At 63.5% G+C, this 20,853-nt stretch carries 21 protein-coding genes; 11 read left to right on the forward strand and 10 right to left on the reverse strand.

What is annotated here, in order from left to right:
- Window positions 1–122: 122 nt before the first annotated feature.
- From rpe to trpE, 3 genes are all read left to right on the forward strand, one after another.
- A complete protein-coding gene (rpe, locus tag CAG22_RS12560; RefSeq protein ID WP_038408593.1) occupies window positions 123–797 on the forward strand; it encodes a ribulose-phosphate 3-epimerase in 675 nt (224 codons plus the stop codon).
- Window positions 794–1,612, forward strand: coding sequence for a phosphoglycolate phosphatase (locus CAG22_RS12565; RefSeq protein ID WP_085693429.1), 819 nt, complete (start codon window positions 794–796; stop codon window positions 1,610–1,612). Before rpe ends, CAG22_RS12565 begins: the two co-directional genes overlap by 4 nt.
- A 69-nt stretch (window positions 1,613–1,681) precedes the next feature.
- Window positions 1,682–3,163 carry an anthranilate synthase component I gene (trpE, locus tag CAG22_RS12570; protein ID WP_085693431.1) on the forward strand — a complete coding sequence of 494 codons (1,482 nt, stop codon included), beginning with the start codon at window positions 1,682–1,684 and terminating at the stop codon, window positions 3,161–3,163.
- Window positions 3,164–3,295: 132 nt separating this feature from the next.
- Here trpE and estP read toward each other — a convergent pair whose 3' ends face one another.
- Complete coding sequence (gene estP, locus CAG22_RS12575; protein ID WP_085693433.1) at window positions 3,296–5,176, reverse strand: esterase EstP; 1,881 nt, start codon at window positions 5,174–5,176, stop codon at window positions 3,296–3,298.
- A 368-nt stretch (window positions 5,177–5,544) separates the two neighbouring features.
- Between estP and CAG22_RS12580 the strand changes: the two genes are divergently transcribed.
- From CAG22_RS12580 to CAG22_RS12595, 4 genes are all read left to right on the forward strand, one after another.
- Complete coding sequence (locus CAG22_RS12580; protein ID WP_003259809.1) at window positions 5,545–6,138, forward strand: aminodeoxychorismate/anthranilate synthase component II; 594 nt, start codon at window positions 5,545–5,547, stop codon at window positions 6,136–6,138.
- Window positions 6,139–6,147: 9 nt separating this feature from the next.
- A complete protein-coding gene (gene trpD / locus CAG22_RS12585) occupies window positions 6,148–7,197 on the forward strand; it encodes an anthranilate phosphoribosyltransferase (RefSeq protein WP_013970609.1) in 1,050 nt (349 codons plus the stop codon).
- The gene (gene trpC / locus CAG22_RS12590) at window positions 7,194–8,027 is read left to right on the forward strand and encodes an indole-3-glycerol phosphate synthase TrpC (protein WP_085705558.1); all 834 of its coding nucleotides are present in this window, start codon (window positions 7,194–7,196) and stop codon (window positions 8,025–8,027) included. Before trpD ends, trpC begins: the two co-directional genes overlap by 4 nt.
- 183 nt (window positions 8,028–8,210) lie before the next feature.
- Complete coding sequence (locus tag CAG22_RS12595; protein ID WP_085705559.1) at window positions 8,211–8,915, forward strand: lipoate--protein ligase family protein; 705 nt, start codon at window positions 8,211–8,213, stop codon at window positions 8,913–8,915.
- Here the strand turns inward: CAG22_RS12595 and crp are convergent.
- Window positions 8,912–9,556 carry a cAMP-activated global transcriptional regulator CRP gene (gene crp, locus CAG22_RS12600; protein WP_012270218.1) on the reverse strand — a complete coding sequence of 215 codons (645 nt, stop codon included), beginning with the start codon at window positions 9,554–9,556 and terminating at the stop codon, window positions 8,912–8,914. The genes CAG22_RS12595 and crp overlap by 4 nt on opposite strands.
- A 191-nt stretch (window positions 9,557–9,747) precedes the next feature.
- Between crp and CAG22_RS12605 the strand changes: the two genes are divergently transcribed.
- Window positions 9,748–10,170, forward strand: coding sequence for an OsmC family protein (locus tag CAG22_RS12605; protein ID WP_004376171.1), 423 nt, complete (start codon window positions 9,748–9,750; stop codon window positions 10,168–10,170).
- A gap of 138 nt (window positions 10,171–10,308) precedes the next feature.
- Here the strand turns inward: CAG22_RS12605 and CAG22_RS12610 are convergent, their stop codons facing one another.
- The 6 genes from CAG22_RS12610 to hemJ all read right to left on the reverse strand — a co-directional run bounded on the left by CAG22_RS12610 (window position 10,309) and on the right by hemJ (window position 14,735).
- Window positions 10,309–11,349 carry a DUF2157 domain-containing protein gene (locus CAG22_RS12610; protein WP_085705560.1) on the reverse strand — a complete coding sequence of 347 codons (1,041 nt, stop codon included), beginning with the start codon at window positions 11,347–11,349 and terminating at the stop codon, window positions 10,309–10,311.
- A 10-nt stretch (window positions 11,350–11,359) separates the two neighbouring features.
- Window positions 11,360–12,007, reverse strand: coding sequence for a 2-polyprenyl-3-methyl-6-methoxy-1,4-benzoquinone monooxygenase (gene coq7, locus CAG22_RS12615; protein WP_003258825.1), 648 nt, complete (start codon window positions 12,005–12,007; stop codon window positions 11,360–11,362).
- 65 nt (window positions 12,008–12,072) lie between these two features.
- A complete protein-coding gene (locus CAG22_RS12620) occupies window positions 12,073–12,411 on the reverse strand; it encodes a histidine triad nucleotide-binding protein (RefSeq protein ID WP_085705561.1) in 339 nt (112 codons plus the stop codon).
- A 63-nt stretch (window positions 12,412–12,474) separates the two neighbouring features.
- On the reverse strand, window positions 12,475–13,257 hold the full coding sequence (locus CAG22_RS12625; protein WP_085591401.1) for an SDR family oxidoreductase: 783 nt from the start codon (window positions 13,255–13,257) through the stop codon (window positions 12,475–12,477).
- Between the two features lie 67 nt (window positions 13,258–13,324).
- On the reverse strand, window positions 13,325–14,281 hold the full coding sequence (locus CAG22_RS12630; RefSeq protein WP_085591403.1) for a nitronate monooxygenase family protein: 957 nt from the start codon (window positions 14,279–14,281) through the stop codon (window positions 13,325–13,327).
- Between the two features lie 28 nt (window positions 14,282–14,309).
- On the reverse strand, window positions 14,310–14,735 hold the full coding sequence (hemJ, locus tag CAG22_RS12635) for a protoporphyrinogen oxidase HemJ (protein ID WP_003258833.1): 426 nt from the start codon (window positions 14,733–14,735) through the stop codon (window positions 14,310–14,312).
- Between the two features lie 141 nt (window positions 14,736–14,876).
- Between hemJ and argC the strand changes: the two genes are divergently transcribed.
- Window positions 14,877–15,911 carry an N-acetyl-gamma-glutamyl-phosphate reductase gene (argC, locus tag CAG22_RS12640; protein WP_013970618.1) on the forward strand — a complete coding sequence of 345 codons (1,035 nt, stop codon included), beginning with the start codon at window positions 14,877–14,879 and terminating at the stop codon, window positions 15,909–15,911.
- A gap of 146 nt (window positions 15,912–16,057) precedes the next feature.
- Entirely contained in the window at window positions 16,058–16,408 is a 351-nt protein-coding gene (gene erpA / locus CAG22_RS12645; RefSeq protein WP_015268740.1) for an iron-sulfur cluster insertion protein ErpA, read from the forward strand.
- A gap of 59 nt (window positions 16,409–16,467) precedes the next feature.
- Here erpA and CAG22_RS12650 read toward each other — a convergent pair whose 3' ends face one another.
- Together CAG22_RS12650 and CAG22_RS12655 are read right to left on the reverse strand one after the other, a co-directional pair.
- Complete coding sequence (locus CAG22_RS12650; RefSeq protein ID WP_085591407.1) at window positions 16,468–17,559, reverse strand: anhydro-N-acetylmuramic acid kinase; 1,092 nt, start codon at window positions 17,557–17,559, stop codon at window positions 16,468–16,470.
- A 4-nt stretch (window positions 17,560–17,563) separates the two neighbouring features.
- The gene (locus CAG22_RS12655; protein ID WP_085705562.1) at window positions 17,564–18,985 is read right to left on the reverse strand and encodes a peptidoglycan DD-metalloendopeptidase family protein; all 1,422 of its coding nucleotides are present in this window, start codon (window positions 18,983–18,985) and stop codon (window positions 17,564–17,566) included.
- A 213-nt stretch (window positions 18,986–19,198) separates the two neighbouring features.
- On the opposite strand from CAG22_RS12655, the gene tyrS reads away from it, so the two are divergent.
- On the forward strand, window positions 19,199–20,398 hold the full coding sequence (gene tyrS / locus CAG22_RS12660; RefSeq protein ID WP_085705563.1) for a tyrosine--tRNA ligase: 1,200 nt from the start codon (window positions 19,199–19,201) through the stop codon (window positions 20,396–20,398).
- Window positions 20,399–20,853 lie beyond the last annotated feature (455 nt).

The following is a 20,853-nucleotide window of genomic DNA, read 5'->3' on the forward strand; positions in this document are numbered from 1 at the left end:
GCGCGGTCCCTGTGGGAGCGGCTTTAGCCGCGAAGAGGCCGGAACAGGTTGATGCTAATCAGCCTTCATCCGCTTCCCTGGGTTACAATGCGCGCCACCGTGATTCTGCCAACAGGTGCGCCATGCAGCCCTACGCTATTGCCCCCTCCATTCTCTCCGCCGATTTCGCCCGACTGGGCGAGGACGTCGACAAGGTATTGGCCGCGGGTGCCGACATCGTCCACTTCGATGTCATGGACAACCACTACGTCCCCAACCTGACCATCGGCCCGATGGTCTGCACCGCCCTGCGCAAGTACGGTGTCACCGCCCCGATCGACGTGCACCTGATGGTCAGCCCGGTCGACCGCATCATCGGCGACTTCATCGAAGCTGGTGCCACCTACATCACCTTCCACCCGGAAGCCTCGCAGCACATCGACCGTTCGCTGCAGCTGATCAAGGACGGTGGCTGCAAGGCCGGCCTGGTGTTCAACCCGGCCACCAGCCTGGACGCGCTGAAGTACGTGATGGACAAGGTCGACATGGTGCTGCTGATGAGCGTCAACCCAGGCTTCGGCGGGCAGAAGTTCATCCCTGGCACCCTCGACAAGCTGCGCGAGGCGCGTGCGCTGATCGACGCCAGCGGCCGTGATATCCGCCTGGAAATCGACGGTGGCGTCAACGTCAACAACATCCGCGAGATCGCTGCCGCTGGCGCCGACACCTTCGTGGCCGGCTCGGCAATCTTCAACGCCCCGGACTACCAGGAAGTCATCGCCAGGATGCGTGCCGAACTGGCTCAGGCCCGCCCATGAGCGGCTTCGAGCAGCTGTTCCCGGGGACGCTGCCCAGGCTGGTGATGTTCGATCTGGACGGTACCCTGATCGATTCCGTGCCAGACCTGGCCGCCGCCGTGGACCGCATGCTGCTCGAACTGGGGCGCCCGCCTGCCGGCCTGGAGGCGGTGCGCCACTGGGTGGGCAACGGTGCCCAGGTGCTGGTGCGCCGGGCGCTGGCTGGTGGCATCGACCACGCTGCCGTGGACGATGCGCTGGCCGACCAGGCGCTGGCGCTGTTCATGGAAGCCTATGCCGAAAGCCACGAACTGACCGTGGTCTACCCCGGTGTGCAGGACACCCTGCGCTGGCTGCGCAAGCAGGGCGTGGAAATGGCGCTGATCACCAACAAGCCCGAGCGCTTCGTTGGCCCGCTGCTGGACCAGATGAAGATCGGCAACTACTTCCGCTGGATCATCGGCGGCGACACCCTGCCGCAGAAAAAACCCGACCCTGCGGCGCTGCTGTTCGTCATGCAGATGGCCGGTGTCACCCCGCAGCAGTCGCTGTTTGTCGGCGATTCACGCAGTGACGTGCTGGCGGCCAAGGCGGCTGGCGTGCAGTGCGTGGGCCTGACCTACGGCTACAACCACGGCCGACCGATCCACGACGAAGCCCCCAGCCTGGTGATCGACGACCTGCGCGCATTGCTGCCCGGTTGCGCAGACCCGGCCACTGGGATAACGTTGGCGGACCTTCAAGCCTCACAAGACAGAGAGTCCACCGTGGCGGTTACCGGCAAATTCTGGATGAAAGTCATCAAGGCCCTGGCCCGTTGGCGTTGGCGCGCCTGACTTCAGCCTGCCGGCGCGTGCCGGCCCGTCCGTTTGCCTGACCTATTGCTGCTTGCCACGAGGCTACCCATGACCCGCGAAGAATTCCTGCGCCTGGCCGCTGCCGGCTACAACCGCATTCCCCTGGCCTGCGAAACCCTGGCCGACTTCGACACGCCGCTGTCGATCTACCTGAAACTGGCCGACCAGCCCAACTCGTACCTGCTCGAATCGGTGCAGGGCGGCGAGAAATGGGGCCGTTACTCGATGATCGGCCTGCCGTCGCGCACGGTGATGCGTGTGCACGGCTACCACGTCAGCATCCTGCAGGATGGCGTGGAGGTGGAAAGCCACGATGTCGAAGACCCGCTGGCCTTCGTCGAAACCTTCAAGGACCGTTACAAGGTCGCCGATATCCCTGGCCTGCCGCGCTTCAACGGCGGCCTGGTCGGTTACTTCGGCTACGACTGCGTGCGCTATGTGGAAAAGCGCCTGGGCGCCAGCCCCAACCCGGACCCGCTGGGTGTGCCGGATATCCTGCTGATGGTGTCCGATGCGGTGGTGGTGTTCGACAACCTGGCGGGCAAGATGCACGCGATCGTGCTGGTCGACCCGGCTGAAGAGCAGGCTTTCGAACAGGGCCAGGCACGCCTGCAAGGCCTGCTGGAAACCCTGCGTCAGCCAATCACCCCACGCCGTGGCCTGGACCTGAGTGGCCCACAGGCTGCCGAGCCGGAATTCCGCTCCAGCTATACCCGCGAGGATTACGAGAACGCCGTCGGCCGCATCAAGGAATACATCCTGGCCGGTGACTGCATGCAGGTGGTGCCGTCGCAGCGCATGTCGATCGACTTCAAGGCTGCGCCAATCGACCTGTACCGCGCGCTGCGCTGCTTCAACCCGACGCCGTACATGTACTTCTTCAACTTTGGCGACTTCCATGTGGTCGGCAGCTCGCCCGAGGTGTTGGTGCGCGTCGAGGACAACCTGGTCACCGTACGCCCGATTGCCGGCACCCGCCCGCGTGGCGCTACCGAGGAGGTCGACCGCGCGCTGGAAGACGACCTGCTGTCGGACGACAAGGAAATTGCCGAGCACCTGATGCTGATCGACCTGGGCCGTAACGACGTCGGTCGCGTGTCCTCGACCGGCAGCGTGCGCCTGACCGAGAAGATGGTGATCGAGCGTTACTCCAACGTGATGCACATTGTGTCCAACGTCACTGGCCAGCTGCGCGAAGGGCTGACGGCGATGGACGCACTGCGGGCGATCCTGCCGGCCGGTACGCTTTCGGGTGCGCCGAAGATTCGCGCGATGGAGATCATCGACGAGCTGGAGCCGGTCAAGCGTGGGGTTTACGGTGGTGCCGTCGGTTACTTCGCGTGGAACGGCAACATGGATACCGCCATTGCTATCCGTACCGCGGTAATCAAGGACGGTGAGCTGCATGTGCAGGCCGGGGGCGGCATCGTTGCCGACTCGGTGCCGGCGCTGGAGTGGGAAGAAACCATCAACAAGCGCCGGGCGATGTTCCGCGCGGTGGCGTTGGCTGAGCAGACTTCGGCAAAATAAGTTGATCGGGGGCTGCGTTGCAGCCCTTCGCGGGCATGCCCGCTCCCACAGCGAAATCACATGCTGCAAGGCCTGTGCAATACCTGTGGGAGCGGGCGAGCCCGCGTAGGGCCGCAAAGCGGCCCCATCAATTCAAAAGTCGACGCTGACGCTCAAACTCACCCCCTGCTGCGTCAATTCATCACTCTTGCGCCAGTTGTAGTTGCCGCGCAAATGCACCCCCGCCACCACTTCATGGCTCACCCCCAGGCTCGCCCGGGTCAGGTCGCTGTGCGGCGTATACCCTGTCAGGGTGAAGTCATTCGCCGGCAGGCTGGTCAGGTGCATCGTCACATCCTGCTGGTCATCCTCGAACTCATGCTCCTGCGCCACCTCGGCGAACAGCCGGGTACTCGGCAGCACCTGCACACTGCCCAGCAACCCCACGCCCAAACGGCGTGATGTACGTTCCTGGTCATCGAAGCCCAGCGCCGTCGAGCGCCCGCTTTTCTCGTCATAGCCATCCACCTTCACCCGCGCATAGTCGGCACTGATGAACGGAGCCAGCTGCCAGTTGCTGCTCTCGGCCGCCAGGTTGTAGCCCAGCCGCCCCGACATCGCCCAGGCCTCGCCATCGGTATCGCCCTTTTCGCTGCGGTCGTTCACGCCAAGGGCGAAGGTGCGCTTGAGGTCGCTGTAGTCCAGGTGCCCGGCGGTCAGCGCCGCGTCGGCCCACCAGCGGTCCTGGCGGTATTGGGCGAAGGCGCTGGCAAGGTAGCTGTCCAGCTTGTAGTCCGAATCCTGTGCGCCGGCTTCCAGCTTCTGCCGGTACACGCCGCCGGCCAGGCCCAGGCGCCATGCATCGTTCAGGCGATAGCTGCCGCCCAGGGTCAGGTTGTAGCCGCGGCCATCGCCGCTGGCCGCGCTGCGCTGGCCGTCGAAGTCCAGGTCCTGGGCGCCGGTGGCAACGAAGGCTTGCCACTGGCCAACTGCCTGCCAGGGTGTCTGCCACTGGTTGCGCAGTTCGTCCTGGTGGGCACGCAGGCTGGCGTGGGCCATTTCCGGAAGCAAGGTCAGTTCCCAGGGGGCGGCGATAATCGAATAGGCGTAGTCGGCAATCAGTTGCTGGCCGGCGATGGTCGGGTGCACCGAGTCGTTGAACAGCAGCTTGGTCGGGTCTGGCGTGGCGCCGTTGATGCCATACACCGGGTTTTCCACGCAGCCTTCGCCGCTGTAGCAGGTGCCGACCAGGTTTTGGCCGCTGGCCAGGCCGAACTGCTCGGGGCTGGCCAGCGCTTCGCTCAGCAGCACGGGGATGTTCAGCGGAATGATTTCGGCATCGATCTGCCCCAGCTGGCTGAGCAGGGACTGGTTGAACGCGCCGGATAGCAGCGACAGCGGGTTTTGTTGCGGCGTACCGCTGAAGTTCGGTGTCTGCCCGAGGTCGGGCAGCAGCCAGACCATGATGTAACGGGCACCGCCTTGCTGCAGGGCCTGGGCGCTGGCGGCCAGGCGGGCGCCAGCGGCCACGGCATCGGCCGGGCTGTTGACCAGGCCTTGCAGGAAGTCATTGCCGCCGCCAGTCAGGTAATACAACGCGTTGGGGTCGGCGCGCAGGCCGTTGGCCAGGTAGCCCGGTTTATCACGCAGTACCTGCCCGGCGCCGGGGCGCCCTGGTGGGATGACGGTCTCGGAGGTAGTGGTGATCGAATCCAGGATCTGCTGGGTGGTGTAGCCACCGACTGCCCAGTTGTTGCCGTCGGGAAGGCCCTGCACCGGATTGACCGGGGAGGTGGAAGGGCCAAGCTCGGTCGGGCTCACACCGAGCCGCCCGCCCAGGATCATCGGTGACACTGGCGCATAATTGCCATTGGCATCGCGGTTGGTGAAGCGCACCCCGCCAAACTGCCCGGCGTCGCTGAGGCTGTCACCAAACACGATCATGCTGGAGTAGGGCGAGGGTGCCGCGAAGGCCTGGCTGCAGGCTAACGTCAATGAGGCGAGGGTAAAGCGCAATAACGGTGCTTTTCGCATCAGGGAACATCCTTTTCTTTGTTTTTATCAGGACAACCCCATCGACCTTAGCAAATCGCAGTGCATCCCTCCCAAGTCCATTCGTTTCCCCGTGTTTACAGGCATATTGCGCCCGCCGCCCCGGTAGGCTACTGTGCCGGGACGTATGAGCGAGACCTATCCTGTGTTGATCGTCAGCAAACTCTTGATGCGCGTAATCAAGGCCCACGCCCGTTGGCGTTGGCGCGCCTGACTTTATCCCCTGCCGGCCCGTCCGGCCCGCCCCCGTTTGCCTTCCTGTCTACCGCCCCTTGTGGCAAAGCCGCGCCTGTTGGCTGGTGCAGAAAGGTTCGAATTCTGAAGTCAGTAGATTCAAGAGGTTTAACCCGATGTTACTGATGATCGACAATTACGACTCATTCACTTACAACGTCGTTCAGTACCTTGGCGAGCTGGGTGCCGAGGTAAAGGTCATTCGCAATGACGAAATGACCATCGCCCAGATCGAAGCCCTCAACCCCGAGCGCATCGTCGTATCTCCAGGCCCGTGCACGCCGAGTGAGGCGGGCGTGTCCATCGAGGCCATCCTGCACTTTGCCGGCAAGCTGCCGATCCTTGGCGTATGCCTGGGCCACCAGTCCATCGGCCAGGCCTTTGGTGGTGATGTGGTACGTGCCCGCCAGGTGATGCACGGCAAGACCAGCCCGGTACATCACCGTGACCTGGGCGTGTTCGCCGGCCTCAACAACCCGTTGACCGTGACCCGTTACCACTCGCTGGTGGTAAAGCGCGAAACCTTGCCCGAGTGCCTGGAAGTGACCGCCTGGACCGCCCATGCTGACGGTTCGGTCGACGAGATCATGGGCCTGCGCCACAAGACGCTGAATATCGAAGGGGTGCAGTTCCACCCCGAGTCGATCCTGACCGAACAGGGCCACGAACTGTTCGCCAACTTCCTCAAGCAGACCGGCGGCCGCCGCTAAGGATCGAACATGGATATCAAGAGTGCGTTGAGCCGTATCGTCGGCCAGCTGGACCTTTCCACCGAAGAAATGCGCGACGTCATGCGCCAGATCATGACCGGCCAGTGCAGCGAAGCGCAGATCGGCGCCTTCCTGATGGGCATGCGCATGAAGAGCGAAAGCATCGACGAGATCGTCGGTGCGGTGTCGGTGATGCGCGAGCTGGCCGACAAGGTCGAACTGCAGAGCCTCGATGGCGTGGTCGATATCGTCGGTACCGGCGGTGATGGCGCCAACATCTTCAACGTGTCCACCGCCTCGTCGTTCGTCCTGGCGGCTGCAGGTTGCACCGTGGCCAAGCATGGCAACCGCGCGGTATCGGGCAAAAGCGGCAGTGCCGACCTGCTGGAGGCCGCCGGTATCTACCTGAACCTGACGCCCACCCAGGTGGCCCGCTGCATCGATAGCCTGGGCATCGGCTTCATGTTCGCGCAAAGCCATCATTCGGCCATGAAGCACGCTGCCGGCCCGCGTCGCGACCTGGGGCTGCGCACCCTGTTCAACATGCTCGGCCCGCTTACGAATCCGGCCGGGGTGAAGCACCAGGTGGTCGGTGTATTTGCCCAGACCCTGTGCCGCCCGTTGGCTGAAGTACTGCAGCGCCTGGGCAGCAAGCACGTGCTGGTGGTGCACTCGAAGGATGGCCTGGACGAGTTCAGCCTGGCTGCGCCGACCTTCGTCGCCGAACTGAAGAATGGCGAAATCACCGAATACTGGGTAGAGCCGGAAGACCTCGGCATGAAGAGCCAGAGCCTGCACGGCCTGGCCGTCGAGAACCCGCAGGCGTCGCTGGAGCTGATCCGCGATGCACTGGGCCGACGCAAGACCGAAAACGGCCAGAAGGCCGCCGAGATGATCGTGCTCAATGCGGGCGCGGCGCTGTATGCCGCTGACCATGCCATGAGCCTGAAAGCCGGTGTGGAACTGGCCCACGACGTACTGCACACCGGGCTGGCCTGGGAGAAGCTGCAGGAGCTGGGTGCCTTTACTGCAGTATTCAAGGTGGAGAACGAAGCATGAGTGTGCCGACGGTGCTGGAAAGGATCATTGCCCGCAAGTTTCAGGAAGTGGCCGAGCGCAGCGCGCGCGTCAGCCTCGCCGAACTGGAGGCCCTGGCCAAGGTTGCCGACGCCCCGCGTGGCTTTGCCAAGGCCCTGATCGAGCAAGCCGCGCGCAAGCAGCCGGCGGTGATTGCCGAAATCAAGAAAGCCTCGCCGAGCAAGGGCGTGATTCGCGAGCATTTCGTGCCGGCGGAAATCGCCGTCAGCTACGAGAAGGGCGGGGCGACTTGCCTGTCGGTGCTGACCGATGTGGACTACTTCCAGGGCGCCGACGAGTACCTGCAGCAGGCCCGCGCGGCGGTGTCGCTGCCGGTGATCCGCAAGGACTTCATGGTCGACCCGTACCAGATCGTCGAGGCCCGGGCCCTGGGCGCGGACTGTGTGCTGCTGATCGTGTCGGCGCTGGATGACGTGAAGATGGCCGAACTGGCGGCCACGGCCAAGGATGTCGGCCTCGACGTGCTGGTGGAAGTGCACGACGGCGATGAGCTGGAGCGCGCGTTGAAAACCCTGGATACACCGCTGGTGGGGGTGAACAACCGCAACCTGCACACCTTCGAGGTCAGCCTGGAAACCACCCTCGACCTGCTGCCGCGTATTCCGCGTGATCGCCTGGCGATTACCGAGAGTGGCATCTTTAACCGGGCCGATGTGGAGCTGATGGAGATCAACGAGGTCTACTCCTTCCTGGTCGGTGAGGCGTTCATGCGCGCCGAGCAGCCGGGGCTGGAGCTGCAGCGGTTGTTCTTCCCGGAACAGGTGAAGAAGACTGTTCAGCAACTGGACTGATCAAATGAAGCCGGCGTTATTGCCGGCTTTTTTGTATGCCTGTAATGGCCCCTTCGCGGCGGTCCGACGCTTCGGCTCGCCCGCTCCCACAGGTTCTCCATCACCCTCGGGGTCTGTGGTAATCCCTGTGGGAGCGGGCGTGCCCGCGAAGAGGCCCTGAATAACAACATCAAAGGTGGATCAATGACCGATCAACCCCTGGCCCTGACCGTAGAACAAGGCCTGCACGCCGAACAGGAATTGCTGGCCGCCGTCTGCCGCGGCGAGCGCGACAGTGGCGTGCTGTTCTGGCGCCCGACCGACCACGCCCTGGTCATGCCCCGGCGCATGAGCCGTCTGGACAATTTCGAAGCCGCCTGCTCGGAGCTGACGATTGCCGGCTGGCCGGTGCTGCTGCGCGAAACCGGCGGCGAGCCGGTGCCGCAATCACACGCCACGGTGAACGTTGCCCTGGTCTATGTTGCCCCCCGCAGCGAAGGCGACCACGGCCGTATCGAAAACGCCTACGAGCGCCTGTGCCTGCCGCTGTGTGACGTGCTGCGCGAGTGGGGCGGGGTGGCGTCGGTGGGCGAAATCGACGGCGCTTTCTGCGATGGCCGCTACAACGTCAATCTCAATGGCCGCAAACTGGTGGGCACCGCCCAGCGCTGGCGCCAGGGGCTGGGTGGCAAGCGCCCGGTGGTGCTGGTGCACGGTGCGCTGCTGCTGGACAACGAGCGTGAATCGATGGTGGCGGCGGTCAACCGCTTCAACGAGTGCTGCGAGCTGGAACAGCGCTGCCGCGCCGATGCGCACATCGCCCTGCACGAAGTGGCGCCTGCGGCCCCATGGTTCGAGCGGCTGTCGCAGGCCTATGCCAAGGTGCTGGCCGACCTGCCCAGGGACTAACGGGTACCGTAGACCACCATGGTCTTGCCTTTGACCTGCACCAGGCTGCGTTCTTCAAGGTCCTTGAGGACGCGGCCGACCATTTCCCGCGAGCAACCGACGATGCGGCCGATTTCCTGACGAGTGATCTTGATCTGCATGCCATCGGGGTGGGTCATGGCGTCGGGTTGCTTGCACAGCTCCAGCAGGCAGCGGGCGACACGCCCGGTAACGTCGAAGAACGCCAGGTCGCCGACCTTGCGCGTGGTGTTGCGCAGGCGCTGGGCCATCTGGCTGCCCAGGGCATAGAGGATTTCCGGGTCCTGGCGCGCCAGTTCGCGAAACTTCTCATAACTGATTTCGGCTACTTCGCATTCGGTCTTGGCGCGCACCCAGGCACTGCGCTGCTGTTCACCCTCGACCGGTTCGAACAGGCCCAACTCGCCGAAGAAGTCGCCATTGTTGAGGTAGGCGATGATCATTTCATGGCCGTCATCGTCCTCGATGAGGATGGTGACCGAACCCTTGATGATGAACGACAGTGTCTCGGCCCGGTCGCCGGCGCAGATGATGTTGCTTTTGGCGGTATAGCGACGGCGCTGGCAGTGCACCAGCAGCTTGTCGATGTTCTTGATCTTGGCGGGTAGGGCGGAAGCAACCATCACGAAATCCTGTTCGATATGACGCATAGGCTTTTTATAAAGGTCGGCTGGCGGAACGCGCCAGTCATTTGGCGCCAGCTTATCAGACACTACAGGATGTTTCGGTACTAAACCGACACGACTCGTGCTTTTCCCACAGCCGTACAAGGTCTAAGCTGACACCCTTTTCCGAAAATCAGGAGTCCGGGTAGATGAAGGCACGTATCCAGTGGGCCGGTGAGGCGATGTTCCTCGGCGAATCGGGGAGCGGCCATGTCGTCGTGATGGACGGCCCGCCCGAGGCCGGCGGCCGTAACCTGGGCGTGCGCCCGATGGAAATGCTGTTGCTGGGCCTGGGTGGCTGCAGCAGCTTTGACGTGGTCAGCATTCTGAAGAAGTCGCGCCAGGCGGTGGAAAGCTGCGAGGCGTTTCTGGAGGCCGAGCGTGCCAGCGAAGACCCGAAGGTGTTTACCAAGATCCACATGAACTTCGTGGTCAAGGGGCGTGGGCTGAAGGAGGCCCAGGTCAAGCGTGCGGTAGAGCTGTCGGCGGAGAAGTATTGCTCAGCTTCGATCATGCTCGAGCGTGCCGGGGTTGAGATTACCCACGGGTACGAGATTGTAGAGCTGGGCTGAACCGCAGACTTCCGGGGCTGCGTTGCAGCCCATCGCCGGCAAGCCAGCTCCCACAGGGATAGCACCTGGCTTGAGGTCAATGCGGTCGAGGTGGGAGCTGGCTTGCCGGCGATGGGGCGCGGAGCGGCCCCGACAATTTCAGCTGCGAAGCGCCGGCAGCGCAGCCCGCACCCATCCCGGCAAACAACCGCGCATCACCCGGCTCAACCGCTCCCGCCGCTTCTGGTAAACCAGCCCCAGCCCGATAACCCCCAGCCCGATCAAGGTCACCACCACCGGGAACAGCAGCGAGTCGGCAAACACCTCGTATGACAGGTACCCCAGGTAAGCCGCCACGCCCAACGCCCCGAACACCATGAACACCGACCGACGCAACAGCACTGCGATACCCATCAGGGCGATATTGATCAGGCAGTACAGGGCCTTGCCCAGCTCGCTGCCACTGTCTACCAGCGTCAGCCCACCCCAGAATGCCGCCAGCCCGGCCAGGTAGCCCCAGTGGGCGTAGTCTTCGCGGGTGCGGCCGTCCACCCCGACGAACACCACCAGCAACCCGAGCCCGAACCACAGCGAAACCTCGCGGCGCTGTTCCCAGTTGAATGGCGAGCCGAAGAACCATTCGCTCAGGTCCATAGACATGAACCACAGGGCCACGGCAATCGGCATGACGATGAACGGGTAGGGGATCAGCCTCAGCATCAACAGCCCGGCAAGCACCGTGGCTGCTTCCATTGCCAGCCAGCCGCCCTGCACGTAGGTGTAGTACTGGTGATAGTTAGCCTGCGCATCATCCATTGGCCACCACCCGGCCAGCCGCTCGATGGCGAACACCGCCAATGGCACGATGCTGACCGCGACTGCCGCCAGCACCCCGGCCGCGACGGGCTGTACGCGCCGTTGCAGGTTAACGGCGAACAGCGTGAGCAGCAGGATATAGAGGCTGGCGATGACCAGCAGTGCCCAGTCGCCGATGCGCATCCAGGCTTCGGTGAGCAGCCAGCCCATGGCTGCCATGATCAGCATGGCGCCGAAGTAGAAAGCCACATGGGCCAGCTGGAAGCTGCCGCGCTGTGCCGGCTGCTGGCGCAGGAAGGCCAGCAGGGCCTGGTCCTGGCCCGGCTGGAGAATGCCGGCTTGCACGGCGCGCGCCAGGTCCTTGGCGTCGAAACGGTCCGTCATGGTGATGCCTTCAGATACGGTAGGTGCTCTTGGTCATGACCTTGGCCAACAGGCTCATGCCAAAGCGAACAGGGGCGGGGAAGCGATAACCGCCGGCTTCCAGTGCAGACTCGGCATGCTGTTCCTCATCGACGCGCATCTGTTCGAGGATGGCCCGGGACTTTTCGTCTTCCTGCGGGATCTGCTCCAGGTGCTCGTCGAGGTGCTTGCACACCTGGTGCTCGGTGGCGGCGACGAAGCCCAGGCTGACCTTGTCGCTGACCAGCCCGGCGAGCGCGCCGATACCGAACGACATGCCGTAGAACAACGGGTTGAGCACGCTGGGGTGGCTGTTCAGCTGGCGAATGCGCTGTTCGCACCAGGCCAGGTGGTCCACTTCTTCCTCGGCGGCGTGTTCCATGGCCTTGCGCACTTCGGGCAGCTTGGCGGTCAGGGCCTGGCCCTGGTACAGCGCCTGGGCGCACACTTCTCCGGTGTGGTTGATGCGCATCAGCCCGGCAACATGGCGGGCCTGCTGTTCGTCCAGGTCGACGTCCGGCTGGACGATGGCCGGCGATGGGCGGGCGGGTTGGCCGCTGAAGGGCAGCAAGGTGCGCATGGCGGTATCGGCCTGCAGCAACAAGCGGTCGAGCGGCGAGTAGTGACGTTCGGTAGCCATCGGGCACCTCCGCAAGAATGTGCCCGACAGTTTACCGCAATAGTGGCAGGGTCGCTTGCCGTGGATCAGCCCGGTGGCCAGTGCATCTGGCGCTGGCCAAGCACGTGCATGTGGATGTGGTAGACGGTCTGGCCGCCTTTCGGGTTGCAGTTCATGACCACGCGGAAGCCTTCCTCACAGCCTTGCTCGACGGCCAGGCGCTGGGCGGTGAACAGGAGATGGCCAGCCAGGGCCTTGTCCTCTTCGGTCAGGTCATTGAGGGTACGGATGTGCTTTTTCGGGATGACCAGAAAATGTACTGGTGCCGCGGGGGCAATGTCCTTGAAGGCCAGGATCTGGTCATCTTCATAGATGATATCCGCCGGTATTTCCCGGTTGATGATTTTGAGGAATAGATCGTCCACAGCACTAACTCCATGGTGAGGGTCGGGCCGAGTGTACTCAGCCGGGCGCCGCTCGCCCAGTGGCTATTCCATGCCAACCGGGCAATAGCGGCGGTGGATGGCCCCGGCCAGCTTGCGCACCAGCCAGCGCGGCAGCAGGCGCGGGGCGAACGCCAGCCAGCGATTACGCCGGCCGGGCAGTATCAGTGCGCGGTTCTTGTCCAGCGCGCGCACGGTATACAGCGCCACTTCTTCGGGGCTGAGGCAGCGTGGCTTGCCATCCAGCCGTGGAATGCGCCGGCGCGAGGAGTGCACCGGGCCGGGGCACAGTACCGAAACCTTGATGCCGGTGCGCTTGAGCTCTTCACGCAAGGCCTGGGAGAAGCTCAGCACATAGGCCTTGCTGGCGGCATAGGCGGCCATCCACGGGCCTGGCGCCACCCCGGCCAGGCCGGCGACATTGAGGATCTGCCCGCCGCCCTGCACCGCCATCAGGTTACCGATGGCGTGGCACAGGCGGCTCAGGGCCAGCACGTTGACTTCAAGCAGGTCCTGCTCGTCGGCCCACTCATGGGCCAGGAATGGCCCGTAGGTGCGCAGGCCGGCACAATTGACCAGCAGGTCGATGCGCCGCTCGCCTTCCTCCAGCTCCAGCACGAAGCCCGACAGGCGCAACGGCTGGCTGAGGTCGCAGGCACGGAAAAGCACCTCGACACCGAAGCGTTGGGTCAGCTCGATGGCCACCGGCTCCAGCGTTTCACGCTGGCGTGCCACCAGGATCAGATTGCGCCCGCGCCGCGCCAGGGCTTCCGCCAGGGCCAGGCCCAGGCCGCTGGAAGCACCAGTGATCATGGCGTAACGGGTCATGCAAGGCTCCTGGGGGCTGAAGAGGGCGCCTAGTGTACAGCTTGGCCGGGCAAGGTGTTGCCTTTTGCTACAGGGTGCGGGCGCGCAGGGCCTGGCAGCGTTCCAGGGCGTCCCGGTACTCGTCATGCAGCCGTCCGATCAGCGCGCTGGCGCTGGGCAGGTCGTCGATACCGCCGACCCCCTGGCCCGCCGACCACACGGTCTTCCAGGCCTTGGCTTCGTCGTCGATCGGCTTGAGCTTGCCTTGCTCATGGCCGTCCTTGATGGCGTTCATGTCATAGCCGGCCTGTTCCAGGCTCGGGCGCAGGAAGCTGGCGGGAACGCCGGACACCGCCGGGGTGTGGACGATGTCGGCGGCATGGGAATCGAGCAGCATCTGCTTGTAGGCGTCCGGGGCCTGGCTTTCTGCGGTGGCGATGAAGCGGGTGCCCATGTACGCAAGGTCCGCACCCAGCATTTGCGCGGCGAGGATCTCGTGGCCGTGGTTGAGGCAACCGGCCAGCAGCAGGGTCTTGTCGAAGAACTGGCGAATCTCCGCGGCCAGGGCGAACGGGCTCCAGGTGCCCGCATGGCCGCCTGCGCCGGCAGCAACGGCGATCAGGCCATCGACACCGGCTTCGGCGGCTTTCTCGGCATGGCGGCGGGTGGTGACATCGTGGAACACCAGGCCGCCGTAGCCATGCACGGCATCGACCACTTCCTTCACCGCGCCGAGGCTGGTGATGACGATCGGCACGCGGTGTTCCACGCACAACGCCAGGTCGGCCTGCAGGCGCGGGTTGGTCGGGTGGACGATCAGGTTGACGGCATAGGGTGCTGGCGCCTGCAGCTGTGCCAGGCCTGCCTCGATTTCCTCCAGCCAGGCCTTGAAGCCGGCGCTGTCGCGCTGGTTCAGGGCCGGGAAGCTGCCGACCACGCCGCTGGAGCAGCAGGCCAGTACCAGCCTGGGGTTGGAGATCAGGAACATCGGTGCGGCAACCACGGGCAGGCGCAGGCGTTGTTCGAGGGAGGCAGGTAACGACATGGCAAGGCTCCTTGAGCGGGTGGCTATGTCAGAACGGTTTGACCACCACCAGAATCACGATACCCAGCAGGAACAGCACGGGCACTTCGTTGAACCAGCGATAGTAGACGTGGCTGCGGGTGTTGCTGCCGCTGGCGAAGCGCTTGCGCTGGGCGCCGCACATGTGATGGTAGACGGTCAGCAGGATGACCAGGGTCAGTTTGGCATGCAGCCAGCCCTGGCTGAGCCAGCCGGGCGTGAGGTAGAGCATCCACGCGCCGAACACGTAGGTGGCGATCATCGCCGGGTTCATGATGCCGCGAAACAGCTTGCGCTCCATGGTCACGAAGCGTTCCTGGCTGATGCTGTCCTGGCTTTGGGCGTGGTAGACGAACAGCCGCGGCAGGTAGAACAGGCCGGCGAACCAGCAGACCACGCTGACGATATGCAGCGCTTTGATCCATAGGTAAAGCATGGGGGAGTTCCTTCAGGTATTCACGGTCGTCAGATAGTAGTGGTCAAGCGCCCGAAGGGTCACCCGAAGAGTTGTTACAGGCGCCTTGCGCCCCTATTATCGTGCGCTTTCCAGACGGCTCGTTGATAAGGGGCAAGCGTTATGATCAAGGTCGGTATCGTCGGCGGCACGGGTTACACCGGCGTCGAACTGTTGCGTCTGCTGGCACAGCATCCACAGGCCGAAGTGGCGGTCATCACTTCGCGCTCCGAGGCGGGCGTTGCAGTGGCGGACATGTACCCGAACCTGCGCGGCCACTATGACGGGCTGGCGTTCAGCGTGCCGGACAGCAAGACCCTGGCCGCCTGCGACGTGGTGTTCTTCGCCACCCCGCACGGTGTTGCTCACGCCCTGGCTGGCGAACTGCTGGCGGCCGGTACCAAGGTGATCGACCTGTCGGCCGACTTCCGCCTGCAGGACGCCGCCGAGTGGGGCAAGTGGTACGGCCAGCCGCACGGTGCGCCAGAGCTGCTCAAGGACGCGGTATACGGCCTGCCTGAAGTCAACCGCGAGAAGATTCGCCAGGCACGCCTGATCGCTGTGCCGGGTTGCTACCCGACCGCCACCCAACTGGGCTTCCTGCCGCTGCTGGAAGCTGGCCTGGCCGACCCGTCGCGCCTGATCGCCGACTGCAAGTCGGGTGTCAGCGGCGCTGGCCGTGGTGCGGCGGTGGGCTCGCTGTTCTGCGAGGCCGGCGAAAGCATGAAAGCCTACGCAGTGAAGGGCCATCGCCACCTGCCGGAAATCAGCCAGGGCCTGCGCCTGGCCGCTGGCAAGGATATCGGCCTGACTTTCGTGCCGCACCTGACGCCAATGATCCGTGGCATCCACGCCACCCTGTACGCTACCGTCGCCGACACCTCGGTCGACCTGCAGGCGCTGTTCGAGAAGCGTTACGCCAATGAACCGTTCGTCGACGTGATGCCGGCTGGCAGCCACCCGGAAACTCGCAGTGTGCGCGGCGCCAACGTCTGCCGCATTGCCGTTCATCGCCCGCAAGGTGGTGACCTGGTGGTGGTGCTGTCGGTGATCGACAACCTGGTCAAAGGCGCGTCCGGCCAGGCGGTGCAGAACCTCAACATCCTGTTCGGCCTGGACGAGCGCATGGGCTTGTCACACGCGGGCCTGCTGCCGTAAGCCGCCAGCGTTCAAAAAGGCCCGCGTCGTGCGGGCCTTTTTGTAGGTCGCGACTAAAGCCGCACAATTCTTGACCGATTTTCTCGGGAAAGCGGATAATGCGCGTCATCGAGTTTTATGGCGGCTACCACGCCGGGAGAATCAACATGAGCGTCGAAACCTTCACCCCCACCGCTTTGGAATTCACCCACGGCGCTGCGCAAAAGGTGAAGAACCTGGTTTCCGAGGAAGGCAACGATCGTCTGAAGCTGCGCGTGTTCGTCACCGGTGGCGGCTGCTCGGGCTTCCAGTATGGCTTCACCTTCGATGAGGACGTGGCCGAAGACGACACCATCGTCGAGCGCGAAGGTGTTTCCCTTGTGGTCGACCCGATGAGCTTCCAGTACCTGGCCGGCGCCGAGGTGGATTACCAGGAAGGCCTGGAAGGCTCGCGCTTCGTGATCAAGAACCCGAACGCTGCTACCACCTGTGGCTGCGGCTCCTCGTTCTCGATCTGAGGCCTGGCCATACGAAAACGCCGCGCAATTGCGCGGCGTTTTGCTTTCTGGCGTAACGTTCAGGCCGGGTAGATTGCGCCGAGTACGCGCAGGCCCTTGGCCGCTGTCACGCTAGGGCGATTGGCAGCGATGCCTTCCAGGCAACAGTGGGCCAGCCAGGCGAAGGCCATGGCTTCGACCCAGTCTGGGTCCACGCCATGGGCGCCGGTGCTGGCGACACGGGCGTCGGGCAGCAACTGGCCGAGGCGTGCCATCAGGGCGCCGTTGCGCGCACCGCCACCGCAGACCAGCAGCGCTTCAGTGTCTTGCTGGGCGTTGCTCAACGAGTCGATGATGCTGCGTGCGGTCAGTTCCAGCAATGTTGCCTGTACGTCCTCGTCGCGGTATGCGGGCAGGCGGGCCAGGTGACCATCCAGCCAGGGCAGGTTGAATACTTCGCGGCCGGTGCTCTTCGGGCCGCTGCCGGCGAAGAACGGGTCGGCCAGCAGTGCACTGAGCAAGTCGGCCTGCACCACGCCCGAGGCAGCCCAAGCCCCATCCGCATCGTAGGCCTGGCCGCGCTTGCGCTCGATCCAGGCATCCAGCAGCACGTTGCCCGGGCCGCAGTCGAAGCCGTGGACTGGCTTGTCGTGTTCGATCAGGCTGAGGTTGCTGAAACCGCCCACGTTGAGAATGGCCAGGCGCTGGCCCAGGTGGCTGAACAGGGTTTCATGGAAGGCCGGGACCAGTGGCGCACCTTGGCCACCGGCGGCCACATCGCGACGGCGGAAGTCGGCGACCACGCTGATACCGGTAAGCTCGGCCAGCAGCGCCGGGTTGCCGATCTGTACGGTAAAACCGCGTGCAGGTTCGTGGCGGATGGTCTGGCCGTGGCTGCCGATGGCGCGGATGGCTCCGGCCTGCAGCCCTTGCCTGGCCAGCAGTTGGCGGATGCCTTCGCCTGCCAGGCTGGCCCAGCGGTTTTCCGCCAGTGCAGCGCGGGCGATCTCGTCAGGGCCGCTACTGCAAAGGCCCAGCAGCTCCTGGCGCAGGTCGCCGGGCATGGGCAGGTAGTGGGTGGCGAGCAGTGCGAGCTGCTCGCCTTGTTCGATCAAGGCAATGTCCAGGCCATCGAGGCTGGTGCCGGACATCACCCCTAGGTAGAGCGCCATGGGCTTAGCGCTTGTTCGCTGCGAGCAGGGTGGCCTTTTCCTGATCCATGCGGGCGATCAGGGGTTGGCTCTGCTGCAGGAAACGCTGGCGCTCGTTCCTGGCGATCGGGTCGGCCATCGGCACTCTTTGGCTCAGCGGGTCGACATGCACACCGTTGACCTGGAACTCGTAGTGCAGGTGCGGGCCGGTGGACAGGCCGGTGGTGCCGATGTAGCCGATGATCTGGCCCTGCTTGACCGAGCCGCCGGTCTTGATGCCCTTGGCAAAGCCCTGCATGTGGCCGTACAGCGTCTTGTAGCGGTTACCGTGCTGGATGATCACGGTGTTGCCGTAACCACCGCGGCGCCCGGCCAGCTCGATGCGGCCGTCACCGGCTGCCTTGATCGGAGTGCCGCGTGGGGCGGCGTAGTCGACGCCTTTGTGGGCACGGATCTTGTTAAGGATCGGGTGCTTGCGGCCGGCGGAGAAGCGCGAGCTGATGCGGGCGAAGTCGACCGGGGTGCGGATGAAGGCCTTGCGCAGGCTGTTGCCATCAGCGGTGTAGTAGCTGGTGTTGCCCTGCTTGTTGGTATAGCGCACGGCGGTGTAGGTCTTGCCGCGGTTGGTGAAGCGCGCGGACAAGATGTTACCGGTGCCGACGACCTTGCCGTCCATCACCTTCTGCTCGTAGACCACGTCGAATTCATCGCCCGGGCGAATGTCCTGGGCGAAATCGATGTCGTAACCCAGCACGCGGGCCATGTCCATGGTCATGCTGTGGGACAGGCCGGCGCGCTGGGCCGAGGCCGACAGCGAGCTTTTGATCACGCCGTGGGCGTAAGCGGTACGCACTACCGGCTTGCTGATTTCGCGGTTGAAGGTATAGCCCTTGTCGGTCTTGGTCAGGCGAATGGTTTCGAGGTTGCTGACCTTGCTGTGCAGGCTGGCCAGCTGGCCGTCCTTGTCGAGCTCGAACTGCAGCACCTGGCCGTGCTTGAGCTGGCTGAACTGCTTGGCCTGCTTGTTGCTGGCCAGCAGGTCGTGCACCGCATTGGTCGGCAGGCCGACCTTGGCGAACAGGGTGGACAGGGTATCGCCCCGGGCTACGGTGACTTCGCGGTGGCTGGGTTGCTTGGCGGCTTCGACGACCGGTTCGGCGGCAGGGGCTTCCTGCTCGGCCTTCTGGGTCTCGGGGGCGGCCTCTTCGATCTGGGCGAATGGCGAGCCTTGCTCACCTTCTGCCTGCACCAGGGGCGCAGCGCGGGATTCGTCCTTCAACTGCTCGGCAGGGCTCTCCAGCTCGAGGTTGAGGGTGGTTTTCTTGGCTTCCACTTCGCTGGAGGGAAACACCAGCAGGGCCAGGCTGAGCAGGGCGGCGATGCCGCTGGCGGCCAACAGATGGCTTTTCGGATAAAGCGGGGGCGCTTTAGGCGGTTCGTTGGTCATGGGCAAGGTGACTTTGAAAAAGGTGAAATGGAAAAGATGAATGACATGATGAAGATGAAATAACTGTATAAAATATAACCAAATCCATTTTCGCGCAAGGGCGCGTAGACGCCGCAAGCCCGTGTTCGGGTCACATTCCTTTGCGAAACTTGTAATTGACGGCCGATCTTGTATGGTTGGCTCCCCCTGAATCTGAGCCTTGCGGGTTTGTCTATGAAGTCGGTTGAAGAGCAGCTGGCGCTTATCAAGCGCGGTGCGGAAGAAGTACTGGTCGAGTCGGAACTGGTGGAGAAGCTCAAGCGCGGCCAGCCTCTGCGCATCAAGGCCGGCTTCGACCCGACCGCGCCTGACCTGCACCTTGGGCACACGGTGCTGATCAACAAGCTGCGCCAGTTCCAGGACCTGGGGCACCAGGTCATCTTCCTGATCGGTGACTTCACCGGCATGATCGGTGACCCGAGCGGCAAGAGCGCCACGCGCCCACCGCTGACCCGCGAGCAGGTGCTGGAAAACGCCGAGACCTACAAGCAGCAGGTGTTCAAGATCCTTGATCCGGCCAAGACCGAGGTCGCGTTCAACTCCACCTGGATGGACAAGCTGACCCCGGCCGACTTCATTCGCCTGGCGTCGCAGTACACCGTGGCGCGCATGCTCGAGCGCGATGACTTCGACAAGCGCTACACCACCAACCAGCCTATTGCCATCCACGAGTTCCTGTACCCGCTGGTGCAGGGTTATGACTCGGTGGCGCTGAAGGCGGATGTCGAGCTGGGTGGTACTGACCAGAAGTTCAACCTGCTGATGGGGCGTGAGCTGCAGCGCGCCTATGGCCAGGAAGCTCAGAACATCGTGACCATGCCGCTGCTCGAAGGGCTCGACGGCGTGAAGAAGATGTCCAAGTCTCTGGGTAACTATGTAGGTATCCAGGAAGCGCCGGGGGTGATGTACAGCAAGCTGGTATCGATCCCGGATACCCTGATGTGGCGCTACTTCGAACTGCTGAGCTTCCGTTCGATGGAAGAGATCGAGCAGTTCCGTACCGACGTCGCCAACGGTGCCAACCCGCGCGACATCAAGATCAAGCTGGCGGAAGAGATCGTTGCGCGCTTCCATGGCGAGGAGGCTGCGGCCAATGCTCACCGTGCCGCGGGTAACCGTATGAAGGAAGGCGAGCTGCCGGAAGATCTGCCGGAGATCGAAGTGACTGCGGCGGAAAGCCTGCCGATTGCTGCTGTACTGAACCGGGCTGGCCTGGTGAAGAACTCGGCTCAGGCGCGGGACTTGCTGAGTGGTGGTGCGGTGAAGGTCGATGGTGCGGTGGTTGATCGTGACTTCGTGTTTGCGCTGGGTGCTACCCATGTGTGCCAGGCGGGCAAGAAGTCGTTTGCCCGGGTTACCCTCAAGGCTGAGTGATAGTCGGTAGGTGTAGCTATATAGAAGCGGGGAGGCCGATAGGCCTCCCCGCTTTGTTTTTCAGCGATATTCAAGTTTCTTGAAATTAACCCTTGACCCCCTTCTGAATCCCCTTATAATGCGCCCCACTTCCAGCGACAGCGGAACGACAAACTTCTTGAAATTCAATAAGTTAAGTTGTTCGGAAAGAGCTGAAAGGGCTACGATCGAATGATCGGCAGCGGTTGAGATGATGGTTGACAGCGCTTCTAAACGCTGTATGATTCGCCTCCCGCTACGAGAGATCGCAGCGAGTCAAGTGTTTGAAGCTAAACGAGTTTCTCGCAAAAACTTCAAAATAAACGCTTGACAGACCCTGAGGAAAGCGTAGAATCAGCACCTCGGTTGAGGCGATAAGCTCTTAACCAAACGCTCTTTAACAAATCGAATCAAGCAATTCGTGTGGGTGCTTGTGA

The sequence above is a fragment of the Pseudomonas sp. B8(2017) genome (assembly GCF_002113575.1).
Taxonomy (GTDB): domain Bacteria; phylum Pseudomonadota; class Gammaproteobacteria; order Pseudomonadales; family Pseudomonadaceae; genus Aquipseudomonas; species Aquipseudomonas putida_Z.